The sequence below is a fragment of the Microbispora sp. GKU 823 genome (genome assembly GCF_002027145.1).
Taxonomy (GTDB): Bacteria; Actinomycetota; Actinomycetes; order Streptosporangiales; family Streptosporangiaceae; genus Microbispora; species Microbispora siamensis.
The window spans coordinates 1-21,328 of the sequence record NZ_MWJN01000134.1 but is presented as its reverse complement, the minus strand read 5'-3'; the positions used below and the strand labels follow the sequence as shown (position 1 = coordinate 21,328).

The window sequence follows — 21,328 nt, the reverse complement described above, 5'->3', positions numbered from 1 at the left end:
AGTTCGCCCGCCAGATCGAGGAAGCGAAGGCGGTCTGCCGCGCCTGCCCGGTCTACTCCCGCTGCCGGGACTACGTGGCTGGCGAACCCGGAGTTGGCCCCGGAGGGCATCTGGGCGGCGACGACGAGGCGCTGGGCGAGGGTGAGGGGCTGGGCGAAGGCGAAGGGCTGGGCGATGGGGAGAGGCACGGTGAGGAGCCGCCGGACGGCGAGGGCGACGAACCGGCCGACGGTGAGAGCGATGGCCCCGCTGATGGGGTGGGCGACGGGCCGGAGGACGGCCACGGGCTGCCGACGGGTGGGATCCGGATGATCCGGTCGTCGGGGAACGGCGTCCACGGGCCGTTCCCGGGGACCGTCCCGGTGCCGTCGTGGTTGCTCGTCGTCACCCAGAGCCAGCCGTCCGTACCGAGGGCCACGGTGCGCAGCCGTCCGTACTTGCCTTGGAGCTCGGCCACCGGGGTGCCCGCTCCGCCGCCCGCGGCCGGCACCGCCCACACCCGCGTCCCGCGCAGGGCCGCGGCGAAGAGCGTGCCGTTGGCGTACGCGAGGCCGCTGGGCGACGCGTCGGCCGGGCGCCAGGTCACGAGCGGGTCGCGCCAGCGGGTGTCGCCGCACACGCCCTGGCAGGCCGGCCAGCCGTAGTTGCCGCGCGGGACGATGTAGTTGAGTTCGTCCCAGGCGTCCTCGCCGAACTCCGTGGCATACAGCCGGCCGCCCGTGTCCCAGGCGAGTCCCTGCACGTTGCGGTGGCCGTAGCTGTAGACCGGCAGGCCGGGAAAGGGGTTGTCCGGAGGGACCGTGCCGTTGGGCCTGATGCGCAGGATCTTGCCGGCCAGGCTGCCCGGGTTCTGCGCGTTCTCGCGGACTCCGGCGTCGCCGGTGGCGACGTACAGCATGCCGTCGGGGCCGAACGCGATCCGCCCGCCGTTGCCGGACTGGGCGCGGGGAATGCCGCTGAGGACGACCTGCTGCACGTCGGGGTAGTTCCACCGGAACCGGACCACGCGGTTGTCGGAGGCGGTGGTGAAGTAGACGTAGACGAACTGGTCCTGCACGAAGGTGGGGGACAGGGCGATGCCGAGCAGGCCGCCGTCGCCCGTCGCCGACACGTTCCTGATGGTGGTCACCGCGCGGGTGTGTATCCCGGGGACACCCGCATGATGTTCGCCGTGCCGCGTTCGGTCACGAGGGCGGTGCCGTCGGGCAGGAAGGCCATCCCCCAGGGTGTCAGCAGTCCTGTCGCGGCGACCTGCGCCCGGGTGAAGTCGAACCCGCCGGTGGCGCTCCCGCGGGGGCGGCCGGGTCACGACGAGCGCCGCGACGGCGGTCACGGCGCAGAGGACGTCGCGAGTGCCGCGGACAGGCGCTTGGGCATCACACGCTCCCGGGAGGGGACGGGCTACCGGCTCGTCACCCATCGAAAGCGTCCGCCACGGCCGAGGCAATCGACCGGCGGATACCCTTCCGGTGGCCTGCGCGTTCGTCCGCCGGTGAGGAAACTTTCAGACCCCGCGACGGTCAGCGGCCCGCGGGCGGGACGCGGATGATCCGGTCGTCGTCGGCGGCCGGGGTCCCTCTGCCGTCGCGGTTGCTCGTCGCCACCCAGAGCGAGCAGTCGGGCCCGACGGCCACGGTGCGCAGCCGCCCGTACGTTCCCTGGAACTCGGCCACCGGGGTGCCCGCCGTGCCGCCGCTGATCGGCACCGTCCACAGCCGCGTCCCGCGCAGGGCCGCGGCGAAGAGCATGCCCTTGCCGTACGCGAGGCCGCTGGGCGACGCCTCGGCGGGGCTCCAGGTCACGATGGGGTTGGTGAAGCGCGGGTCGGTGCACACGCCCTCGCAGACCGGCCAGCCGTAGTTGCGGCCGGGGCGGATGCGGTTGATCTCGTCCCACTTGTTCTGGCCCAACTCCGTGGCGTACAGCCGGCCGCCCTTGTCCCAGGCGAGCCCCTCCACGTTGCGATGGCCATAGCTGTAGACCGGCGAGCCGGCGAACGGGTTGTCCGCGGGCACCGTGCCGTCGGGCCTGATGCGGAGGATCTTGCCGCCCAGGCTGTTCATGTTCGGGGCGTTGGCCGAGTTCCCGGCGTCACCCGTGCCCACGTACAGTCTGCCGTCCGGGCCGAACGCGATCCGCCCGCCGTTGTGGATCTGGCCGCGGGGGATGCCCGTGAGGATCGGCTGCTGCGCCTGGGGCGAGCTCAGCCGGAACCGGACCACACGGTTGTCGGACGCGCTCGTGTAGTACGCGTAAACCCACCGGTCCAGGGCGTAGAACGGGGAGACCGCGATGCCGAGCAGGCCGCCCTCGCCTCCGGGCGACACGTTCGGGACCGTGGCCACTCTCACGGGCGCCGATCCGGGGCGCACCCGCATGATGTCCGCCGTGTCGCGCTGGGAGACGAGGGCGCTGCCGTCGGGGAGGAAGGCCATCCCCCAGGGTGCCCTCAGCCCCGTGGCGACGACCTGCGGGTGGGCGAAGTCGAACCCGCCGGTAGCCGCGTTCGCGGTGGCCGGCGGGGCCGCGACGAGAGAGCCGGAGGCCACCGCGCTGAGTGCGGTCGCGAGTGCCAGGACGAGACGCTTGGGCATGAGAGGCTCCCGGTGCGGGACATGGGCTTACAGCTCGTGAACGTACAACTCACGAACCATGGGATCCGCCCGCCGCGCCGGTGTCGCCATAGGAAAACGTCTTTGACCGATCCCCGGTGACCTGCGTGTTTCCGGGTCTGCGGCCCGCTCGCAGGAAGGACCACGACCGTGTGGCGGGCCGGTCAGCGGGGGCGGCGGGTCACCGCGTACACGATGAGGGCGAGGCCCGCGAGGATCTGGCCGCCCAGGATGAGGCGGTTGAGATCCAGGGCCGGCCGCCAGCGCACGTCGCCGTCCTTGATGACGAACATCCCGACCGGCCTGTTGACGACGCCGCCTCCTCCTCCGGGGATCTCGCCGCCCTTCTCCGGGCTGCGGCCGAAACCGCCCCCCGCGCGTACCGCCGCCACGGGGACGAAGGTCACCCCGTCCTTCTCGTACGGCTCGCCGAAGACGCGCTGGCCGGTCAGCTTCTAGAGCAGTGGTTGCATGTCGCCAATTCTCCGGCAAGCCGCTCACAAGTCGGGATGCGTACAAACAGGGGCGTGAACGACTACGACATCCGGCGGCCGACGCCCGCCGACGCGGCGGCTATCCACGAACTGGTCGCCGAGCACGACATCGAAGTGACCGGCAAGCCCGACTGGACGCTCGACGACATCGCCGACACCCTCGGCGAGCTGGACCTGGAGCACGACAGCTGGGTGGTCCGCTCGGGCGGGCGGCTCGTCGGCTGGGGCTACGCCAGGCGCAAGGGCGCGAGCGACAACGTGGACGTCGACGTGCAGGCGCGGGAGCCCGGCGCGGCCGCCCTGGTGTGGGACCTGGTGCTCGGCCGGGCCGGCGACCTGGCCCGCGAGGCCGGGCACGACCACGCGGTCGTCGACGTCAGCGTCTACGAGCAGGACGCGGTCATGCGCGAGGCCGCCAAGGAGCGGGGCTTCGCGCCCGCGACCAGCTTCCACCGCATGCGGGCCGACCACGCCGGCGTACGGCCCCTCTTCCTCGCCGGTGTCACGGTCGAGACCGGCTCCCGCGAGGGCGAGGAGGTGCTGCGCGCGGCGCACGCCGTCCAGCAGGAGGCGTTCGCCGAGCACTTCGGGTTCGTGCCGAAGACGTTCGACGAGTGGGCCGACGAGATGGAGGCGTCCAGCGCGAACGACTGGACGCAGTTGCTGCTGGCCCGCGTCCACGGCGAGCCCGCGGCCATGCTGCTCGGCACCAACCACTTCGTGCCCGACGAGAACTGCGGCTACGTCCGCACGCTGGCGGTGCGGCCAGCCTTCCGGGGGCGCGGTCTCGGCCGGCTGCTGCTGACCCGGGCCTTCGAGGCCGACGAGCGGCGCGGGCGGGTGGGCACGATCCTGCACGTGGACAGCAACAACACCACTCCCGCGCTCGGCCTCTATCAGTCGGTCGGCATGCGCCCGGTGCTCGTCATCGATGTCTGGCGGGCCCTCGTGCGTCCCACGCGCTGAGATGTGGTTGCTCACAGCCCGGATACCTCTACTGTGAAATGCGGAGGAATCAGACATCAAGGGAGTGGTTGATGCTGCACGAGAGGCTCGAGGCGGTCTACGACAACGTCCTGCGCCGCAATCCGGGTGAGATCGAGTTTCACCAGGCCGTACGCGAGGTGCTGGAGAGCATCGGGCCGGTGCTCGGCAAGCACCCCGAGTACGCGGAGCAGAAGATCATCGAGCGGATCTTCGAGCCGGAGCGGCAGATCATCTTCCGGGTGCCCTGGGAGGACGACCGGGGCGAGGTGCACATCAACCGCGGCTTCCGGGTCGAGTTCAACAGCGCGCTCGGGCCGTACAAGGGCGGGCTGCGTTTCCACCCCTCCGTCTACCTCGGCATCATCAAGTTCCTGGCGGTCGAGCAGATCTTCAAGAACAGCCTGACCGGCCTGCCGATAGGGGCGGGCAAGGGCGGCGCCGACTTCGACCCGAAGGGCCGCTCCGACCGGGAGATCATGCGCTTCTGCCAGAGCTTCATGACCGAGCTCTACCGGCACCTGGGTGAGTACACCGACGTGCCGGCGGGGGACATCGGCGTCGGGGGACGGGAGATCGGCTACCTGTTCGGCCAGTACAAGCGCATCACCAACCGGTACGAGTCGGGCGTCATCACCGGCAAGGGGCTGACCTACGGCGGCGCCCAGGTCCGCACCGAGGCCACCGGCTACGGATGCGCGTTCTTCGTCGAGGAGATGCTCAAGGCCCGGGGCACGTCGTTCGACGGCAAGCGCGTGGTCGTCTCGGGCTCGGGCAACGTCGCCGTCTACGCCATAGAGAAGGTGCGCGAGCTGGGCGGCGTCGTCGTGGCCTGCTCCGACTCCTCCGGATACGTGGTGGACGAGAAGGGCATCGACCTCGACCTCCTCAAGCAGGTCAAGGAGGTCGAGCGGCGCCGCCTCAGCGACTACGCCGAGCGCCGGCGCGCCGAGGCGACGTACGTCCCCGGGCGCAGTGTGTGGGAGGTGCCCTGCGAGGTGGCGCTGCCGTCGGCCACGCAGAACGAGATCACCGGCAAGGACGCCGAGGCGCTCGTGCGGGGCGGGTGCATCGCGGTCGGCGAGGGCGCCAACATGCCGACCATGCCCGAGGGCATCCGGGTGTTCCAGGAAGCCGGGGTGGCCTTCGGCCCCGGCAAGGCCGCCAACGCGGGCGGCGTGGCCACCAGCGCCCTGGAGATGCAGCAGAACGCCAGCCGCGACTCGTGGACGTTCGAGTTCTCCGAGCGGCGGCTGCAGGAGATCATGAGCGACATCCACGCCCGCTGCCTGGAGACGGCCGACGCGTACGGCATGCCGGGTGACTACGTGGCCGGCGCCAACATCGACGGCTTCAGGAGGGTGGCGGACGCGATGCTCGCCCTCGGCCTCATCTGAGCGCTCACCAAGGGCTCATCGGCTGACCCGGTGGGTGCGCAGGAGGGGCAGCGCGCACCCGCCCGCGGCCAGCGACACCGCGGCCAGCCACAGCGACGTCACCGTGGCGGCGTGCGCGGACGGGGCGAGGCTGAGGAACAGCGTGCCGAAGACGGCCACGCCGACGACCTGGCCGAGCTGGAGCATCATCGCCAGCAGGCCGCTGGCGTCGGCCGCGTCGGCGGGCGCGACCCGGGCCAGCGCCACCGCCATGAGCGGGCTGAACGTGCCCGCCATGCCGGCCCCGATGGCCACGAAGCTGATCTCCAGCAACGGCTCGCCGTGGCCGCCGCCGGCCAGCGCCGCCGCCAGGGCCAGTTCGCCCGCGGCGGTGACGACGGCGGCCGCGACGATCACCGGCCGGTGCAGGCGGGCCGGCAGCCGCTTCCAGTTGAGGCTGGTCAGCCCGAAGGCGGCGGCCGCGGGGATGAACAGGCAGCCCGCCCGCAGGGCGCTGTCGCCGAGGCCGCCCTGCAGGTGGAGGGCCATGGCGAACATCCAGCCGCCGTACGCCGCCATCACGAGGAAGATGCCCGACGCGGCGGCGGCCACCCCGGGGGCGCGCAGCAGGCGGCCGGGGACGAGCGGATGCGCCGCCCGTCGCTCCACGAGCAGGAACGCGCAGAACGCGAGAACCGACAGGCCCATCGCGACCCATCCCCACAGCGGCCAGTCCTCCTCGTGGCCGAGCACGAGCGGCACGACCAGCAGGCAGACGGCGAGCGACAGGGTGACCAGGCCGGGCACGTCGAGCCGCTGCTCACGCCGCACGTGTACGGCGGGCAGCGCCCGGGCGCCGACGGCCAGCAGCGCGAGCCCGATCGGTACGTTGACCAGGAAGACCGGCCGCCAGGCCGTGCCGAACAGGTCGGCGGTCACCAGCAGCCCGCCGAGGACCTGCCCGACGACCGCGCCGACCGAGATGACCGTGGCGTAGACGCCGAGCGCCCGCCCCCGTGAGGCGCCGTCGAAGGTGACCTGGATGAGGCTGAGCACCTGGGGCACCATCAGGGCGGCTCCCGCGCCCTGCACCAGCCGGAAGGCGATCAGCACGCCGGTCGACGGGGCGAGCCCGCACATCAGCGACGCGGCCGTGAACACCGCGAGCCCGGTGAGGAACAGCCGCCGATAGCCGAGCAGCCCCCCGAGGCGTGCCCCGGTGATCAGCAGCATCGCGTACGCCACGGTGTAGCCGGAGATGACGAGTTGCAGCCCGGAGCCGGTGGCCCCGAGGTCGGTGCGCATCGTGGGCGCGGCGACGTTGACGATGGTGGCGTCGAGGGTGGCCATGAACTGCCCCGCCAGGATGACGGTGAGCAGCAGAGCCGACGAGGTTCGCCGCGCGGCCGGCGCGCGGGTGGTGACACTGGTCATGACGGCAACGATGCGGCCGCCGCGATACCGGTAACGAGAGCCTGCCGATACTGGTACTGACACCACCTGGCAACGCGGTCGCGCACCCGGCACGATGGGGAGGTGACGGGGATTCGCACCAGGAACACCAGGCGTGAGGAGCTCGCGGCCTTCCTGCGCAGCAGGCGCGAGCGGATCCGGCCCGAGGACGTCGGCCTGCCGCCCGGCCTGCGCCGCCGTACGCCGGGCCTGCGGCGGGAGGAGGTCGCCCAGCTCGCGGGCGTGGGCGTGACCTGGTACACCTGGCTGGAGCAGGGCCGCCCCATCAACGCGTCGGTGCAGGTGCTCGACGCCATCGCCCGTACGCTGCGGCTGGACGCGGCCGAACGGGAGCACCTCTACCGGCTGGCGGACCTGCCGGAGATCGCCGATCCGGCAGGAGACGGGGACGGCCTCGACGCCGAGGTGCACACCATCCTGCGCCAGCTCGACCCCCTGCCCGCGTGCGTCTACAACGCGCGCTACGACCTGCTCGCCTGGAACGCCGCGTACGGCACGATCTTCGCGTCCGTGGTCGGCCGGCCGCGGCTCGAGCGCAACGTCCTGTGGCGGGTGTTCACCATGCCGGACTGCTGCTGCCCGCTCGTCAACAAGGACGAGGAGCTCCCGCAGATGGTCGCCACGCTGCGGGCGGCCTTCGGCAGGCACGTGGGAGAACCGGCGTGGACGGGCTTCGTCACCCGGCTGTCGGCGGCCAGCCCGGACTTCGCCCGCATGTGGGCGATGCACGAGGTGGCCAGGCCGGGCGTCCGGATGAAGCTGTTCAAGCACTCGTCGGTGGGGCTGATCCGCCTGACGTCCACCAGCATGGCGCTGGCGGCGCCGCCGGAGACCCGCATCGTGGTCTACACGCCGATGGACGACGAGAGCAGGCGGCGGCTCGAATGGCTGACGGTCCATCCGGAGGTCGCCCACTGCCCTCTGCATGGGGAGCCCGTCCACGGGTAAAGCCGCAGTCATGGCCTGTCGAATCAGTGAACTCGTCGTCGACTGCCACGACCCCGAGCGGCTCGCCGCCTTCTGGTGCGAGGTGCTGGGCTTCGAGGTGATCGAGCGCAAGGACGGCTGGGTGGAGATCGGCCCGCCCGGCACCGGCTTCGGCGGTCTCCAGCCGACGCTCATCTTCGAGCCGGTGCCCGAGCCCAAGCGGGGCAAGCTGCGCCTGCACATCGACGTCAACCCCACCGACCGCGACCAGGAGGCCGAGCTGGAGCGCCTGCTGAAGCTCGGCGCCGTGCCGGCCGACGTGGGCCAGACCGGCGAGGAGAGCTGGCACGTGCTCGCCGACCCGGAGGGCAACGAGTTCTGCCTGCTGCACCGCCGCCTGTGAGCCTCGCGCGGGCCGATGCGGTAGCGTCCGGAGGGTGGCGAGGATCTTCACGGTCGACGAGGCCAGGTCGCTGATGCCGGCGGTGCTCGAGCACGCCCGCGCGTTCGTCGTCGTACGCGCCGACCTGGCCGAGCTCACCCACGACCTGCGGCACGCGGGCGCCTCACCCCTCGGCGGCCTGCCGGAGGCCAAGGGCCTGGAGGCGCGGATGGACGAGATCCTGAGCTGGTTCGACGCCGAGGACATCGAGATCAAGGGCGTCGCCCCGCTGCTCGTCGACTTCCCCGCCGTGCTCGGCGAGGTGTCCGTACGGCTGTGCTGGCTGGAGGGGGAGACCGCCCTCGGCTGGTATCACCGCAGCGACCTCGGCTTCCCCGGCCGCCGCCCGCTTCCTTAGCTTCGCGGCCACCGCCGCGCCTGCGTGTTCCCGCGGCTGCCGCCGCGCCTGCGTGTTCCCGCGGCTGCCGCCGCGCCGTGCTTGTTCCCGCGGCTGCCGCCGCCGGGCCTGACCTCGGCCGCGCCGATCGCGCTTTCGCCGGGGCGGGTGCGGCGGGATCATGAGCCGGTGTCGCGGAACTCCCTGGATCGGGCCCGCCTGCTGTGGGCGGGGCTGGCCCGTGGCTCGCGTACCTCGACGCCCGCGACTTCGCCCCCGCCCACACCGGCGCCCCGGGTCGAACGTCTGCCGGCGGACTGCTGCCGCAGTGGAGAGCGCGCGCGGAGCCGTCGCGACGAGTCGCCGGGGCCCTCGGGTTCCGGGAGGCCGACGCCCAGGTCAGCATTCTCGTGCGGCGCTGACCGCCGGCAGCGCGCTCAGTCCGACAGGTCGTCGAAGCCGTCGAAGCCGCCGAAGGCGGCGCCGTACCGCACGCACACCATGCGGGCCACGGACTCGTGCGCGCCGAGGGGCTCGGCGCACCCGGCGCCGATCGACTCGGCGGCCGTCGTGATCCGCTCGCGGTCGGCCTCGGGGCCGATGACGTACGGCACCATGGCCAGCCGGTTGGCGCCGATGTTGCGCAGGCGCTCGGCGGCGTCGCGCACGCTCGGCTGGCCGTCCAGCGCGGCGGGGACGACGGGGAGCGTCAGGCGGGCGGCCAGCAGGACGGCCGTCGCGTCGGCGCCGCGGGCGGCCTCGTCGCCTCCGGCGGTCGCGACGATGATCCCGTCGACCGGGGACGAGACGTTGAACAGGCGCATCCGGTCGGCGCGGGCCAGGCCCGCCTCGGCCAGGCGCACGTGCAGGGCCTCGGCCAGCAGCGGATGCGGGCCGAGCGGCTCGGTGATCCGCACCGTGGCCTCGCTCTGCGTCACGGCGTCCCGTACGGCGCGCAGCACGCGCGGATGGGGCCCGGTGACGAGCGGGACGACCACCGCGGACGGCCCGTCCGGGGGCCGCTGCGCGGCGATGGAGGCGAACTCCTTGGTGAGGTCGGCGCCGCCGTCGGCCAGCGAGACGATGCGAAGGTCGATCTGCGGGGTTGTCGAGCTTGACGATGGAGGCGACCTCCACGGCCACGTCCCCGCTCGGGCCCACCGGGTCTCCGGCCTTGCCCGGCACCGCCAGGACCAGGGCGGGCGCGTCCGGCGGCAGGTCGGCGGGGAGCGGCCGTCGGTGGCGGCCGGTTCCGGGCCGAGGAGAGCGCTCTCTGGTGGGGAGCTTCGGCGGGTCCTCGTGACCTTCGTTCACATCGGCGGATTCTAGGGCGAATCTGGTCGAAGAGCAGAACCAACGCGCGGCTTGTTGCGGCTTGGTGATCTAGGCGGTTTACATTTTCGTTACTTGACGCTCCCCAAGGGACCCGGTTTGATATGGACTCATCCGGCCGTAAACGTTTACAGACCGCTCTGCGTTACCGGCTGGTAAACGATTACAGGACATTCTCTTCCAAGTGAGGTGCCGTTGACCGAGGGTCCCACGATCACCACGATCGCGCAACGCGCCGGTGTGTCGATCGCCTCGGTGTCACGGGTGCTCAACGGGCTGCCGACACGCGAGGACACCGTGCGGCGCGTCATGCGCGCGGCCGACGAACTCGGCTACGTCCCCAACTCGGTCGCCCGCTCGCTCCGCAACCGCCGCACCGACCAGATCGCCTTCGCGATGGCCGACATCGGCAACCCGGTCTACGTGGCGATGGTGCGCGAGATCCAGCCGGTGCTGAAGGAGGCCGGCTACCGGCTCCTGATCCACTCCACGGACGGCGACGCCGAGGACGAGCTCGGCGTGCTGCGCGGACTGCGCGAGCGTTACGTGGACGGCCTGATCATCAGCCCGCTGCGCGGCGTCACCGAGGAGCACATCGAGGCCATCGTCGCCGCCCGCGCTCCCGTCGTCGTCATCGGCTCGCTGCCGGAGGACATGCCGGAGGGCGTGCTGGTGGACAACGTGCGGACCGACTCCAGGACCGGCGTCCGGCTCGCGCTGGACCACCTGCACGCCATCGGCAGGCGGCGCATCGGCTTCCTCAACGGCCCGCTCGACACCGTTCCCGGCGCCGCCCGCGCCGCCGCCTACCGGGAGGCCCTGGAGGCGCTGGGCCTGCCGTACGACGAGGACCTCGTCGAGGTGGGCGACTTCTACCGCGACAGCGGCGCGCGCGCCGCGCGGGCGCTGCTGTCGCGCGTGCCCGGCGTGGACGCGCTGATGTGCGCCAACGACCTCATCGCGCTCGGCGCGCTCGACGTGCTGCGCGAGCAGGGCAGGGACGTCCCCGGCGACGTGGCGGTGGTCGGCATGGACGACACCGAGCTCGCCTCGGTGGCCTGGCCGACGCTGACCAGCGTCTCGCTCGGCTCGGCCGAGCGCGGCAGGGCGGCGGCCGGGCTGCTGCTCGACCGGCTGCAGAACGGCCCGCGCGAGCCGCGGGTGGTGGTCGTGCGGCCGAGCCTCACCATCCGCGGCTCGACCACTCTTCCCGGGACATCGCCGGGAGGTGCCCGATGACCGCGCTCGCCGAGCGGTCGTACGGCCGCGCCGGAGGCGGGTCGCGGTGCGGGCCGCGGTCCGGGGGCGGGCTCGCGCTGCTGCTCCCCGCGCTCGTGCCGGTGCTGGTCTTCAGCGTGGGCCCGCTGGTCTACGGCATCCTGCTGTCCTTCACCGACGCGCGGTCCGGCCGCAACACCGAGACCTCGTTCGTGGGCCTGGAGAACTTCGCCGAGCTGCTGTCGGACGGCGACTTCTGGGAGTCGTTCCGCATCGGCATGATCTGGGGCCTGTCGGTGACCGTGCTGCAGTTCCTCGCCTCGCTGGGGCTCGCGCTGCTGCTGAACCAGGACCTGCGCCTGCGCGGCGTCGCCCGGGTGCTGGCGGTCGTGCCATGGGCCATGCCTCCCGTGGTGGTCGGCCTGATGTGGCGGCTGGTCTATCACCCGGACGCGGGCCTGCTCAACGGACTGTTCGGCACGCACGTCGACTGGCTGCACGACTTCTCCCTCGCGCTGCCCGCGGTCATCGTCGTGGGCGTCTGGACCGGCATGCCGCAGACCACGGTCGTGCTGCTCGCCGGCCTGCAGAACGTGCCGAAGGAGCTGTACGAGGCGGTCAGCGTGGACGGCGCGGGCGCCTGGCGGCGGTTCTGGAACGTCACGCTGCCGCAGTTGCGGCCCGTCATCGTGGCCATCACCTCGCTCGACTTCGTGTGGAACATCAACCAGTTCAGCCTGGTCTACGTGCTCACCCAAGGCGGGCCGGGCGGGCGGACGAGGCTGCCCATGCTGTTCGCCTACGAGGAGGCGTTCCGCTACGGCTTCTTCGGCTACGCCGCGACGCTCGGTGTGGCGATCACGATCGTCGTGCTGGCCGTGCTGGGCCTTTACCTGTGGCGGCAGGCGCGGGAGGGAGACTGACATGACCCGCGCGCTGAAGTATCTCGCCCTGCTGGGATACGTCGTGTTCCTGGCGTTCCCGCTGCTGTGGCTGCTGTCCACGGCGCTGAAGACGCCGCAGGAGATGGCGGCCCTCGACCCCACGTGGATCCCGCGCCGGCCCACGCTGGCCAACTTCGCCGACGCCTTCGCGGAGCAGGACCTGGTCGGCGCCGGGCTGCGCAGCCTCGTCGTCGCGGTCGCCACCGCCCTGATCACGGTGGCGCTCGCGCTGCCCGCGGCGTACGCGCTGGCCCGCTTCCGCGGCGTGGCCGGCAAGATCGCGATCGGCTGGGTGCTGGTCAGCCAGGTCTTCCCGGTCGTCCTGATCATCATTCCGCTGTTCATGGTGCTGCGGCGGCTGGAGCTGGTGAACACCCTCGCCGGGCTCACGGTCGTGCACGTCACGTTCGTCATGCCGTTCGCGCTGTGGATGCTGCGCGGATACGTGCGGGCGGTGCCGCGCGAGCTGGAGGAGGCGGCGGCCGTGGACGGCGCGGGGCGGCTGCGCGCACTGGCCGCCGTCGTCGCCCCGCTGCTCGTGCCCGGCGTGGTCGCGACGCTGCTGTTCAGCTTCATCTCGTCCTGGAACGAGTTCTTGTTCGCCCTCGTGATCCTCAAGGACCCCGAGGTGGAGACCCTTCCGCTGACGCTGGTGCGCTTCGTCGGCCCGGAGGGGGTCGCCCGGCTCGGCCCGCTGGCGGCGGCGTCGCTGCTCGCGACGGTGCCGAGCCTTGTCTTCTTCGCGATCATCCAGCGGCGCCTGCGGTCCGGCCTGATGGCCGGGGCCGTCAAGGGCTGACCCGCATGGCGACACCTGATAGGAGGATCTCTCGATGAAGAGATTGAGTGCCGCGCTGGCCGTGGCGGCGGTCGCGCTCGCCGCCGGATGCGGGAGCGGCGACGGCGGCGACGCCGCGTCCGGGCAGAACGGGGAGCCGGTGAAGCTGCGCTTCCTCAGCCTGGCCTGGCAGAAGGAGTCGATCGAGGCCAACAAGCAGATCGTCGCCGACTGGAACAAGGCCAACCCGAAGATCCAGGTCGAGTACGTCCAGGGGAGCTGGGACAACGTCAACGACCAGCTCGTGACGTCGTTCGAGGCGGGCGACCCGCCGGACGTCATCCACGACGACTCCCCGGCGCTGTCGAGCTTCGCCTCGCGGGGCTTCCTGCTCGACCTCACCGGCAAGGTCCCCGCCGAGCTGAAGAACGACATCCCGCAGGCCGCGTGGGACACGGTCACCTTCTCCGACGGCAAGAGCGGCCAGGGCGTGTACGGCGTGCCGTTCCTGCAGGAGTCGCAGGTGCTCATCGCCAACAAGAAGCTGCTCGACGGCGCCGGCGTGCGCGTGCCCACCCCGGACTCCCCGTGGACGTGGGACGAGTTCGCCGACGTGGCGAAGAAGCTCACCAAGAAGGGCGCGTACGGCGTGGCCTGGCCGATGAAGTCGCCGGTCAACAAGGTGCTGAACCTGGCGCTCAACTTCGGCGGCACCTTCTTCGACACGCAGAACGGCAAGACCACGGTGAAGGTCGGGCCGCAGGAGCGCGAGGTGCTCCAGCGCATCCACGACCAGCTCTACACCGACAAGTCGGCCGACCCGTCCGCGCTCGGCATGGGCACCGCCGACCCGCTGCCGGGCTTCTTCGCCGGCAAGTACGCGATCGTCCCGGCCGGGGTGTACCTGCGTCAGCAGGTCGCCGAGCAGGCGCCGAGCGGGTTCGACTGGGTCACGCTGCCGCCGCTGAAGGGACAGACCTCCCAGCAGGGCGCGGTCTCCCAGACGCTGTCGGTCGCGGCCGACAGCAAGCACCCCGACGAGGCGCTGAAGTTCATCGCCTACTTCCTGAACGGCCCGAACCAGGCGAAGCTGGCCAAGGGCGACTGGCTGCTGCCCACCAGCACGACCGCCGCGAAGGACCCCGCGCTCACCACGAAGGAGAACGGCTGGGACGTCGCCACCGCCTCCGCCAAGGACCTCGTCGTCGCGCCGTTCCTCAAGGTGAACGGCTTCGACGAGTGGAAGAGCAAGGTGGCCACGCCGGCGATGCAGGAGTACTTCGCCGACAAGATCAGCCTGGACGAGCTGGCCAAGCGGCTCGTCGAGGAGGGGAACAAGGTGCTGGAGCGGTACTCCCGGTGATCTCCGTACGCGACCGCGCCCGGGGCTGCCTGCTCGGCCTCGCCGCCGGCGACGCCCTGGGCGCTCCCGCGGAGAACCTCACCCCGGAGGAGATCGCCGCCCGGTGGGGCGTGCTCACCGAGATCGAGCGCGGCGGCACCGACGACACCGAGTACACGATCTTCGCCGCCACCGTGCTCCTGCGCCACGGCCACGCGCTCACCTCCGAGGACGTGGCGCGGGCCTGGCGCGAGGAGATCGTGGCGCGGCTCGACGGGCCGATGCGCGGCGCCGGGTTCTCCGAGCTCGGCACCGTCGAGGCGCTGCGCCGCGGCCTGGAGCCGCCGCTGACCGGCCGGTGGCACGCCCACGGCTGGTCCGACGGCCTGGCCATGCGGGCCGCGCCGTACGGGATCTTCGCGGCGGGCGACCCGGACGAGGCGGCGCGGCTGGCGGAGACCGACGGGCGGGTGAGCCACACCGGCGAGGGGATACTCGGCGGCCGGGCGGTGGCCGCGGCGGCGCGGTCGCGATGACCGGCGCCCCGCCCGGGCGAGGTGACCGAGGCGGCCCTGCGGGCGGTCCCGGAGGGCTCCTGGACGGCCCGCAACCTCCGGGCCGCGCTCGACGTCGCGGCCCGCACGCCCCGCCCCCTGCTGGGACGTGCCCTCCACGACACGGTCGTGGTGGCGCACTATCCCTGGACGGACCTGGCGCCCGAGGCGGTCGCCCTCGCGTTCGCCGCCTACGCGGCGGGCGGCGGGGAGGTCGAGGCGTCGGTCGTCACGGCGGCCAACCTCGGCAGGGACGCCGACACCACCGCCGCCGTCGCCGGGGCTCTCGCGGGGGCGGGCCGGGCGAGGCGGCGGTGCCCGCGCGCTGGGCCGAGCGCATCGGCCCGGTGGCGGGCCGGTGCCTGCCGGTGGTCGCCGGACGGGACGTCCGCGACGTCGCCGACGAGATCGTGAAAGGAATCTAGGCCGATGCCATCGGGGGACAGGCGTTGATCGTGTGCGGGGGGCGTTCGCCGGTCTCGCCGCCGGCGACGCGGCCGGGTGGCCCGCCGCCCGGCACCGGTCCACGCTGCTGGCCGGCTGGAGCAGGCGGCTGCACCGGGAACTCGACGCGTTCGCCGAGGAGCATCAGGTCACCACGCTGCCGGTGCCGTTCGCGCTGAACCAGCCGGTGGCGGCGCTCGCAGTCGGTCCTTCCGACGACGCCGAGTGGCTGGCCTGGACGGCCCTGACCATCCGGGAGGACCGGGCGGAGGCGTTCGGCCGCCTCGCGGGCCGCGACGACCTCCGGGCGCGCATCTCGGTGTGGGCGGCGCTCGACAACCTCGCGGCCGGCAAGCGTCCGCCCGCCAGCGGGCACGACAATCCCCACCACTTCGACGACGCCGCCGCCGTGCGGGCCGTCGCCTTCGGCGCGGCCGGGCTCGACCCGCGGGAGGACGCGTGCGTCACCAACGCGGAGGACGGCGTCCTCGGCGCGGTCGCGATGGCCCGGGCGGTGCGGCGCTGGTGGACGGCGCGCCGATGGCCGACGCGGTGGAGGCGGCGCTCGGCGCGCTGCCCGCCGGCACGGCCATCGGGCACGCGGCGCGCGAGGCGCTCGCGGCGGCGCGGGCGGCAGGATCTCCCTTCGCCGCCGTCCCGGCCCTGGACGCCGCCGTGCTCGACCACGTCTACAGCTACGGCGTGGCCGCCGCGCAGACGGTGCCGATCGCGCTGGCCCTCGCGGACGCCGCCGTCTCCTCCGCCGCAGGGACGCCCGGTGCGGAGGAGCCCGGTTCGGAGGAGTTCGGTGCGGAGGCCTTCGGCGCGGGCGTCTCCGCGGCGGCCTGCCTCGCGGCGGTCGCCGACTCCGCGCCCGCGCTCGACGGGCGCGCTGCTCGGCTGCGCCGCGGGGCACGACGCGCTGCCCGCCGCCTGGCGCGAGCGGGTCCGCACCCTGGCCGGGTGCTGCCTGCCGGAACTCGCGGGAACCGACCTGCTGGACATCGCCGGGCGACTCGCATGACGCCCGTCACATCACGCGTACGGACAAGGGGGAGGACTGGATGACGCCGCAGGAGGGCCTGCCGGATGATGACCTGCTGGCCGATCGCGCCGTGGGGTGTGTGGCGGGCGCCGCGGTGGGCGACGCGCTCGGCGGGGCCACCGAAGGATGGACGCCCGAGCAGATCCAGGAGCGCTACGGGGGCCGGGTCCGCGGCGTCGTCCCTCCCTTCAACGAGGACTGGCGCAACGCCCGCCCGATCGCGCCGTACCACAAGGGGGACGGCCACGTCACCGACGACACGTTGATGACGCACGCCCTCATCCGGGTGTACGAGCGGGCCGGCGGCCACCTCGACGCCTACGCCGCCGCCGAGCACCTGGTCCCCGAGATGATGGGGGAGAAGCGGTGGATCCCCGAGCTGGAGGCCGAGGCGCTGCCGCTCCACCGGGTGTTCCTCGCCGAGAAGTGGCTCGTGCTGCGGCTGCACTACGGCCACGCCGACCCCCGCGAGGCCGGCGTCGGCAACATCGTCAACTGCGGCGCCGCGATGTACATGGCCCCGGTCGGGGTGGTCAACGCCGGCGACCCGGACGGCGCGTACGCCGAGGCGATCGACCTGGCCGGGGCGCACCAGTCGAGCTACGGCCGCGAGGCGGCGGGGGTGCTCGCGGCGGCGGTCGCCGAGGCGATGCGGCCGGGGGCGACGCCCGACTCGGTCGTCGCCACCTGCCTGCGGCTCGCCCGCGACGGCACCAAGGCCGCCATCGACGCGGTGTGCTCGGTCGCCCGGGGCCTCGGCCACTGGGAAGGCTCCTTCGAGGCCCTGCGGGCGGCGATCCGGCCGTACGACACGGTGGCCGACACCTACCGCGACCAGGGCCTCGGGGCGCGGCGGCCGAGCCGGCTGCACAGCATCGAGGAGCTGCCGCTCGCGCTCGCGTTCCTGGTGATGGCCAAGGGCGACTACCGCGAGACCGTGCTCGGCGGCGTCAACTACGGGCGCGACGCCGACTCGATCGCCTCGATGGGCGGCGCCGTCGCCGGGGCGCTCGGCGGGCGGGCCGCCGTCCCGGCCGACTGGCTGGAGCAGGTGGCGACGGCCAGCCGTACGGATCTGGTCGGGCCGGGGCTGGCGCTCGCGGCCGTGGCGCGGCGGGTCCACCGGGCCGACCGGGAGCGCCGCCGCGCGCACGAGGCCGCCTTCGACGTCCTGCTCGCGCCGCGCGGGGAGGGGGACGCGCGATGATCCGGCTGACGTGGGTGCAGCCGGAGGACCTCGTCGGCCATGAGCTGCGGCAGGCGGCCGAGGACGGACGGGGGGCGCTCCCGGAGGTGGCGGCCGTCGCCGCGCGCTGGCACGCCGCCGGGGGACACGACGCGCCGCCCCGGGCGGGCGCCTCCGCGGGGTCCGCCTCCGAAGAACTGCGCACGCTGGCGGGGGAACTGCTCGACGAACTCGCGGCGATCCCCTCGCCGCTGCCCGAGCCCTCGGGGTTCGAGGAGATCGTCGCGAGCTGCCCGGACTGGCCCGCCGCCCGCCCGCCCGTCCGTCCCGAGCCCGGGCGGGTCCTGGCCGCCTGGTGGGGGAGGGCGGCCGGCTGCCTCCTCGGCAAGCCGGTGGAGAAGATTCCCCGCGAGGGGATCAGGGCCATCGCCGAGGCGACCGGCAACTGGCCGATCCGCGGCTGGTTCACCGCGAAGGGGCTGCCGCCGGAGATCGCGGAGCGGTGGCCGTGGAACCGCCGCAGCGCGGCCACCAGCCTCGCCGAGAACATCGACGGCGTGCCCGAGGACGACGACCTCAACTACGCGCTGCTCGCGCTCGCCGTGCTCGAACGGCACGGACCGGACTTCACGACCGAGGACGTGGCGCGGACCTGGCTCGACGCGCTGCCCGCCGGGCGGGTCTTCACCGCCGAGCGGGCGGCGTACCGCAACCTGCTCACGGGCCTCGAACCCCCCGCGACCGCCGTACACCGGAACCCGTTCCGCGAGTGGATCGGCGCGCTGATCAGGGCCGACGTGTACGGCTGGGCCAATCCCGGCGACCCGGCGACGGCCGCGTCGTGTGCGTGGCGGGACGCCCGGCTCAGCCACACGGCCAACGGGATCTACGGCGCGATGTTCGCCGCCGCCATGTGCGCGCAGGCGCTCGTGGCCGGGAGCGTGGACGAGGTGATCGAGGCCGGGCTGTCGGTCGTGCCGCCCGGCTCGCGCCTGGCCGAAGCCGTGCGGCAGGCCGTCGCGGACGCCGCGGCGGAGCCGGACTTCGAGTGGGTCGCCGACCGGCTGTACGCCCGGCACGGGCACCTCCACTGGGTGCACACGGTCAACAACGCGGCGCTGCTGGCGGCGGCCCTGGTCCACGGCGCCGGGGACTTCGCCGCGACCGTCGGCGCGGCGGTGGCGGGAGGCTGGGACACCGACTCGGCCGCAGCCACGGCCGGGTCGGTCGCCGGGGCGCTGGCGGGCGGCGTCCCCGAACGGTGGACGACCCGGGACCGGCTGGCCAGCAGCCTGCCCGGCTTCGACGGAGTCTCGATCGAGTCGCTCGCCGCCCGCACGCTCGCGCTCATCGAGGGGGGCCGACGATGATCTCGGTGTTCGGCAGCGCCAACATGGACCTGGTGGCGTACGTCGCCCAGGCTCCCAAACCGGGGGAGACCGTCACGGGCCGGGAGTTCCGCACGATCCCCGGCGGCAAGGGAGCCAACCAGGCGATCGCCGCGGCGCGCGCGGGAGCCGACGTGGCCTTCCTGGGGGCCGTGGGGGACGACGCGTTCGGGCCGGGCCTGCGGGCCGCGCTCGCCGAGGCGGGCGTGGACACCGCCGGGCTGCGGGTCGTGCCCGGCCCCTCGGGCGTCGCCCACATCGTCGTGCAGGACGGCGGCGACAACTCGATCATCGTGGTGCCCGGCGCGAACGGCGTGGTCACCGGGCCCGCCGGGCGGGACGCGGAGGTCATCGCCCGGTCCGGCGCGCTGCTGCTGCAACTGGAGCTGCCGATGGACGCCGTGGTCGCCGCGGCACAGGTTCCCCGTGCTGCGATGTCCCGCGCCGAGGTGATCCTGACCCCGGCCCCGGCGGTGCCGCTGCCCGCGGAACTGCTGGAGGCCGTCGACCTCATCGTGCCCAACGAGCACGAGGCGGCGGCCCTCACCGGCCGCGACGATCCCCTGGACGCGCTGGAGGCGCTGCTCGACCTCGTCCCCGAGGCCGTCGTCACCCTGGGGGCCCGGGGCGCCCTGTACGGCTCGCGCGACGGCGCCCGCCTGCACGAGGCCGCCGTACCGGTGCGGGCGGTGGACACCACTGCGGCGGGGGACACCTTCGCGGGGGCGCTGGCCGTGGCCAGGACCGAGGGGGCGGACCCGGCGCGGGCGCTGCGCTTCGCCTCGGCCGCGGCGGCGCTGTCGGTGCAGCGGGAGGGCGCCAGCACCTCGATGCCGCACCGCCACGAGATCGACCGTCTTCTGGAGGGGTTGTGACCATTGAGGACGGGCGGAACGGGCCGCTCGACGGCGTACGGGTGATCGACGCCGCGACGCTGTTCGCCGGGCCGACCGCGGCGATGCTGCTGGGCGACTACGGCGCGGACGTCGTCAAGGTGGAGCACCCGCGCAAACCGGACCCGTCGCGCGGGCACGGGCCCGAGGGGCTGTGGTGGAAGATGCTCGGCCGCAACAAGCGGACGATGACGCTCGACCTGTCCACGGCGGAGGGCCAGGCCCTGATGGTCCGGCTGATCGAGGACGCGGACGTGCTCATCGAGAACTTCCGCCCCGGCACGCTGGAGCGCTGGAACCTGTCCTGGGACCGGCTCAGCGAGGTCAACCCCGACCTGGTGCTCGCCCGGGTCACCGGGTTCGGCCAGTTCGGCCCGTACGCGCGGCGGCCCGGCTTCGGCACCCTCGCCGAGGCGATGAGCGGGTTCGCCGCGATGACGGGGGAGCCCGGCGGGCCGCCCACGCTGCCGCCGTTCGGGCTCGCGGACGGCATCTGCGCGCTGGCCACCGCGTTCGCCGTGATGACGGCCCTGCGGTCGGGGCGCGGGCAGGTCGTCGACCTGTCGATCATCGAGCCGATCCTGACCGTGCTCGGCGCCCAGCCGACCATCTACGACCGGCTCGGCGTCGTGCCCCCGCGCACCGGCAACCGCTCGGTCAACAACGCGCCGCGCAACACCTACCGGTGCAGCGACGGCTCCTGGGTCGCGGTCTCCACCTCGGCGCAGAGCATCGCGGAACGGGTGATGCGCCTGGTCGGGCGGCCCGACCTGGTGGACGAGCCCTGGTTCGCCACCGGCGCGGGCCGGGTGGCGCACGCGGACGAACTCGACGTGGCCGTGGCGGCGTGGGTCGGCGAGCGGACCCGGGAGGAGGTGCTGCGGGCGTTCGAGGAGGCGGAGGCCGCCGTGGCGCCGATCTACGACGTGCGCGACGTGCTGGCCGACCCGCAGCTCGCGGCGCTCGACGCGGTGACCACCGTGGAGGATCCCGAGCTGGGCCCGCTGCGGATGCAGAACGTGATGTTCCGGCTGTCGGAGACTCCGGGACGGATCCGGTGGACCGGCCGTCCGCACGGCGCCGACACCGACGAGATCCTGCACGGCCTCGGCCTGACCGGCGCGGAGATCGAGGCCCTGCGGGCCAAGGGAGTGGTGTGACATGTCACATCGTGTCCTGGCATGAGTGGCGATCTTTCGGAAAGGGGCACGGGGGATTCGCGAGGAGTTGACGCCGTGCCTGCTGCCGAGGTTTCTTCCGGGCCTGCTGCCGCCCCCCTGACGTGGTTGTACGTGCCCGCCGACCGCCCCGACCGGATCGGCAAGGCCCTCGGCGGCGAGGCCGACATGGTCATCGTGGACCTGGAGGACGCGGTCGCCCCGGAGAACAAGGGCGTCGCCCGGGCCGGGGTCGTCGCCCTGCTGGCCACGCCGCAGCCGCGGGTGGAGGTCCGCGTCAACGACGTCGCACGCCGTACGGCCAGGCCGACCTGCACGCGCTCGGGTCGCTGCTGCACGGCGGCGGCGGCCTGCGCATCCCCAGGTGGAGTCGGCCGACGA

General features: G+C 73.3%; 23 protein-coding genes. 17 read left to right on the top strand and 6 right to left on the bottom strand.

What is annotated here, in order from left to right; all coding sequences use genetic code 11:
* Nucleotides 1-70: 70 nt before the first annotated feature.
* From B1L11_RS40175 to B1L11_RS40165, 4 genes are all read right to left on the bottom strand, one after another.
* Complete coding sequence (locus tag B1L11_RS40175) at nucleotides 71-1,129, bottom strand: sorbosone dehydrogenase family protein (protein WP_218671611.1); 1,059 nt, start codon at nucleotides 1,127-1,129, stop codon at nucleotides 71-73.
* On the bottom strand, nucleotides 1,126-1,218 hold the full coding sequence (locus tag B1L11_RS49095; protein WP_218671610.1) for a PQQ-dependent sugar dehydrogenase: 93 nt from the start codon (nucleotides 1,216-1,218) through the stop codon (nucleotides 1,126-1,128). The genes B1L11_RS40175 and B1L11_RS49095 overlap by 4 nt, the downstream gene beginning before the upstream one ends.
* Before the next feature lie 302 nt (nucleotides 1,219-1,520).
* Complete coding sequence (locus tag B1L11_RS40170) at nucleotides 1,521-2,594, bottom strand: sorbosone dehydrogenase family protein (protein WP_079320461.1); 1,074 nt, start codon at nucleotides 2,592-2,594, stop codon at nucleotides 1,521-1,523.
* Between the two features lie 182 nt (nucleotides 2,595-2,776).
* Complete coding sequence (locus tag B1L11_RS40165; RefSeq protein ID WP_218671609.1) at nucleotides 2,777-3,019, bottom strand: hypothetical protein; 243 nt, start codon at nucleotides 3,017-3,019, stop codon at nucleotides 2,777-2,779.
* 120 nt (nucleotides 3,020-3,139) lie between these two features.
* Between B1L11_RS40165 and B1L11_RS40160 the strand changes: the two genes are divergently transcribed.
* Together B1L11_RS40160 and gdhA are read left to right on the top strand one after the other, a co-directional pair.
* Nucleotides 3,140-4,072, top strand: coding sequence for a GNAT family N-acetyltransferase (locus B1L11_RS40160; RefSeq protein ID WP_256863298.1), 933 nt, complete (start codon nucleotides 3,140-3,142; stop codon nucleotides 4,070-4,072).
* Nucleotides 4,073-4,143: 71 nt separating this feature from the next.
* Nucleotides 4,144-5,487: an NADP-specific glutamate dehydrogenase gene (gdhA, locus tag B1L11_RS40155; protein WP_079320458.1), complete on the top strand. Its 1,344-nt coding sequence runs from the start codon at nucleotides 4,144-4,146 to the stop codon at nucleotides 5,485-5,487.
* A gap of 15 nt (nucleotides 5,488-5,502) precedes the next feature.
* Here the strand turns inward: gdhA and B1L11_RS40150 are convergent, their stop codons facing one another.
* Nucleotides 5,503-6,900 (bottom strand): MFS transporter, encoded by a 1,398-nt coding sequence (locus B1L11_RS40150; protein ID WP_079320457.1) that lies wholly within the window; start codon nucleotides 6,898-6,900, stop codon nucleotides 5,503-5,505.
* Between the two features lie 102 nt (nucleotides 6,901-7,002).
* Between B1L11_RS40150 and B1L11_RS40145 the strand changes: the two genes are divergently transcribed.
* From B1L11_RS40145 to B1L11_RS40135, 3 genes are read left to right on the top strand one after another with little or no spacing between them, the layout of a single operon-like run.
* Nucleotides 7,003-7,887 (top strand): helix-turn-helix transcriptional regulator, encoded by an 885-nt coding sequence (locus tag B1L11_RS40145; RefSeq protein WP_079320456.1) that lies wholly within the window; start codon nucleotides 7,003-7,005, stop codon nucleotides 7,885-7,887.
* 10 nt (nucleotides 7,888-7,897) lie between these two features.
* Nucleotides 7,898-8,269 carry a VOC family protein gene (locus tag B1L11_RS40140; RefSeq protein WP_079320455.1) on the top strand — a complete coding sequence of 124 codons (372 nt, stop codon included), beginning with the start codon at nucleotides 7,898-7,900 and terminating at the stop codon, nucleotides 8,267-8,269.
* Nucleotides 8,270-8,303: 34 nt separating this feature from the next.
* Entirely contained in the window at nucleotides 8,304-8,666 is a 363-nt protein-coding gene (locus B1L11_RS40135) for a DUF2203 domain-containing protein (protein WP_079320454.1), read from the top strand.
* Nucleotides 8,667-9,082: 416 nt separating this feature from the next.
* Here the strand turns inward: B1L11_RS40135 and B1L11_RS40125 are convergent, their stop codons facing one another.
* Nucleotides 9,083-9,643: a sirohydrochlorin chelatase gene (locus B1L11_RS40125; RefSeq protein ID WP_256863297.1), complete on the bottom strand. Its 561-nt coding sequence runs from the start codon at nucleotides 9,641-9,643 to the stop codon at nucleotides 9,083-9,085.
* A gap of 529 nt (nucleotides 9,644-10,172) precedes the next feature.
* On the opposite strand from B1L11_RS40125, the gene B1L11_RS40120 reads away from it, so the two are divergent.
* The 12 genes from B1L11_RS40120 to B1L11_RS40070 all read left to right on the top strand — a co-directional run.
* A complete protein-coding gene (locus B1L11_RS40120) occupies nucleotides 10,173-11,216 on the top strand; it encodes a LacI family DNA-binding transcriptional regulator (RefSeq protein WP_079320462.1) in 1,044 nt (347 codons plus the stop codon).
* Complete coding sequence (locus B1L11_RS40115) at nucleotides 11,213-12,118, top strand: carbohydrate ABC transporter permease (RefSeq protein WP_079320452.1); 906 nt, start codon at nucleotides 11,213-11,215, stop codon at nucleotides 12,116-12,118. Before B1L11_RS40120 ends, B1L11_RS40115 begins: the two co-directional genes overlap by 4 nt.
* Nucleotide 12,119: 1 nt before the next feature.
* Nucleotides 12,120-12,938, top strand: a complete 819-nt coding sequence (locus tag B1L11_RS40110) for a carbohydrate ABC transporter permease (RefSeq protein WP_079320451.1) — start codon at nucleotides 12,120-12,122, stop codon at nucleotides 12,936-12,938.
* 34 nt (nucleotides 12,939-12,972) lie between these two features.
* A complete protein-coding gene (locus B1L11_RS40105) occupies nucleotides 12,973-14,280 on the top strand; it encodes a sugar ABC transporter substrate-binding protein (RefSeq protein WP_079320450.1) in 1,308 nt (435 codons plus the stop codon).
* The gene (locus B1L11_RS55595; RefSeq protein ID WP_372974775.1) at nucleotides 14,277-14,795 is read left to right on the top strand and encodes an ADP-ribosylglycohydrolase family protein; all 519 of its coding nucleotides are present in this window, start codon (nucleotides 14,277-14,279) and stop codon (nucleotides 14,793-14,795) included. The genes B1L11_RS40105 and B1L11_RS55595 overlap by 4 nt, the downstream gene beginning before the upstream one ends.
* A gap of 21 nt (nucleotides 14,796-14,816) precedes the next feature.
* A complete protein-coding gene (locus tag B1L11_RS55590; protein ID WP_372974774.1) occupies nucleotides 14,817-15,227 on the top strand; it encodes an ADP-ribosylglycohydrolase family protein in 411 nt (136 codons plus the stop codon).
* Nucleotides 15,228-15,270: 43 nt separating this feature from the next.
* Nucleotides 15,271-16,281 carry an ADP-ribosylglycohydrolase family protein gene (locus B1L11_RS40095; RefSeq protein WP_256863296.1) on the top strand — a complete coding sequence of 337 codons (1,011 nt, stop codon included), beginning with the start codon at nucleotides 15,271-15,273 and terminating at the stop codon, nucleotides 16,279-16,281.
* Nucleotides 16,282-16,321: 40 nt separating this feature from the next.
* On the top strand, nucleotides 16,322-17,509 hold the full coding sequence (locus B1L11_RS40090) for an ADP-ribosylglycohydrolase family protein (protein WP_079320449.1): 1,188 nt from the start codon (nucleotides 16,322-16,324) through the stop codon (nucleotides 17,507-17,509).
* Complete coding sequence (locus tag B1L11_RS40085; RefSeq protein ID WP_079320448.1) at nucleotides 17,506-18,858, top strand: ADP-ribosylglycohydrolase family protein; 1,353 nt, start codon at nucleotides 17,506-17,508, stop codon at nucleotides 18,856-18,858. Before B1L11_RS40090 ends, B1L11_RS40085 begins: the two co-directional genes overlap by 4 nt.
* On the top strand, nucleotides 18,855-19,751 hold the full coding sequence (locus B1L11_RS40080; protein ID WP_079320447.1) for a ribokinase: 897 nt from the start codon (nucleotides 18,855-18,857) through the stop codon (nucleotides 19,749-19,751). Before B1L11_RS40085 ends, B1L11_RS40080 begins: the two co-directional genes overlap by 4 nt.
* Nucleotides 19,748-20,929 carry a CaiB/BaiF CoA-transferase family protein gene (locus B1L11_RS40075; protein WP_079320446.1) on the top strand — a complete coding sequence of 394 codons (1,182 nt, stop codon included), beginning with the start codon at nucleotides 19,748-19,750 and terminating at the stop codon, nucleotides 20,927-20,929. Before B1L11_RS40080 ends, B1L11_RS40075 begins: the two co-directional genes overlap by 4 nt.
* A gap of 75 nt (nucleotides 20,930-21,004) precedes the next feature.
* Nucleotides 21,005-21,328: aldolase/citrate lyase family protein (locus B1L11_RS40070; protein WP_256863295.1), on the top strand; the 324-nt coding region annotated here is incomplete at its 3' end.

What these genes read in the sequence shown, in the direction of transcription:
- B1L11_RS49095 (WP_218671610.1), bottom strand. Translation starts at nt 1,218, where the DNA reads ATGGCCTTCCTGCCCGACGGCACCGCCCTCGTGACCGAACGCGGCACG.
- B1L11_RS40170 (WP_079320461.1), bottom strand. Translation starts at nt 2,594, where the DNA reads ATGCCCAAGCGTCTCGTCCTGGCACTCGCGACCGCACTCAGCGCGGTG.
- gdhA (WP_079320458.1), top strand. Translation starts at nt 4,144, where the DNA reads ATGCTGCACGAGAGGCTCGAGGCGGTCTACGACAACGTCCTGCGCCGC.
- B1L11_RS40150 (WP_079320457.1), bottom strand. Translation starts at nt 6,900, where the DNA reads ATGACCAGTGTCACCACCCGCGCGCCGGCCGCGCGGCGAACCTCGTCG.
- B1L11_RS40140 (WP_079320455.1), top strand. Translation starts at nt 7,898, where the DNA reads ATGGCCTGTCGAATCAGTGAACTCGTCGTCGACTGCCACGACCCCGAG.
- B1L11_RS40115 (WP_079320452.1), top strand. Translation starts at nt 11,213, where the DNA reads ATGACCGCGCTCGCCGAGCGGTCGTACGGCCGCGCCGGAGGCGGGTCG.
- B1L11_RS40110 (WP_079320451.1), top strand. Translation starts at nt 12,120, where the DNA reads ATGACCCGCGCGCTGAAGTATCTCGCCCTGCTGGGATACGTCGTGTTC.
- B1L11_RS40105 (WP_079320450.1), top strand. Translation starts at nt 12,973, where the DNA reads ATGAAGAGATTGAGTGCCGCGCTGGCCGTGGCGGCGGTCGCGCTCGCC.
- B1L11_RS40090 (WP_079320449.1), top strand. Translation starts at nt 16,322, where the DNA reads ATGACGCCGCAGGAGGGCCTGCCGGATGATGACCTGCTGGCCGATCGC.
- B1L11_RS40085 (WP_079320448.1), top strand. Translation starts at nt 17,506, where the DNA reads ATGATCCGGCTGACGTGGGTGCAGCCGGAGGACCTCGTCGGCCATGAG.
- B1L11_RS40080 (WP_079320447.1), top strand. Translation starts at nt 18,855, where the DNA reads ATGATCTCGGTGTTCGGCAGCGCCAACATGGACCTGGTGGCGTACGTC.